Below are 843 nucleotides of genomic sequence, written 5' to 3'. Positions count from 1 at the left end.
CGGGACACGCCGTTTTAGCCTGTGGAGGCGCGGTGCAATCAGGCCGCCCGATGAAGCAGGAACCCGGTACTGCGCGAGCAGCTATCACCCAGTAATGGGAATCCCCCTCCTGTGACGCGAAGCGCTAAGGTGGGGGAGGATGTCAAGCTGGCGTCATGCATGATCAGCCGAAAGAGGAGTGGCAGATCAGGTAGGTTGCCATGGTGGTGATCAGAGAGTGCAGGGAGCAGGATCTGGCGGCTTGCTCAGCCTTTACGCCGAGCTCAGACCACGGGATCCCGTGATGCCGCTTTCCATGGCGAGGGAGACGCTCGCGAGCCTGCTGGCCAGGCCCGAGGTGCGGATCATCGTGGCGAAGGTGGGCGGTGAGCTCGCCGCCACCTGCCAGCTCGGTGTGATCCCGACCCTGAGCAACGGCGGCAGGCCCTTTGGCATCATAGAGCACGTGGTAACGGCCTCTGCGTTCCGACGCCAGGGGCTGAGCCAGAAGGTGCTTGAACAGGCGCTCTCCCTGGCCTGGGGGCTGGATGGCTACAAGGTGATGCTGCTCTCGGGGGAAGGGCGCGATGAAGCCCATCGCCTCTATGAGAAGCTGGGCTTCAAGGCGGGCATCGAGAAGGGGTTTGTCATCAAGCAGGCAGAGGCCCAGGGCTGCACCTTGACGAGGTTCGGCCCCAAGGCTTAGCATCGGCGCTTTTGCCATCTTAAATGCGAAAGGGGACTCCCTCCGACGTAGGTGGGAGGGGAATTTCGCCGGGGCGTCAGCCCCGCTGGTTTTGAATGTATTGCTTGATCACCTCCAACGGTGCTCCGCCGCAAGAGCCCGCAAAGTAAGAGCGTGAC

The 843-nt window shown here is 62.5% G+C and carries 1 protein-coding gene and 1 pseudogene; one reads left to right on the top strand and one right to left on the bottom strand.

All coding sequences use genetic code 11. The features are described from left to right. Positions 1–200 precede the first annotated feature (200 nt). Positions 201–685, top strand: a pseudogene (locus MUW49_RS18270) (GNAT family N-acetyltransferase). 76 nt (positions 686–761) lie between these two features. Here MUW49_RS18270 and MUW49_RS18265 read toward each other — a convergent pair. After that, on the bottom strand, positions 762–843 hold an 82-nt coding region (locus MUW49_RS18265), incomplete at its 5' end, for a transposase (RefSeq protein WP_202904331.1).

This window comes from Aeromonas sp. LsrichE-8G, assembly GCF_022869435.1.
Classification (GTDB): domain Bacteria; phylum Pseudomonadota; class Gammaproteobacteria; order Enterobacterales; family Aeromonadaceae; genus Aeromonas; species Aeromonas caviae.
Note: the sequence above shows the minus strand (reverse complement) of the source record. Positions and strands in the feature narration are given on the sequence as shown.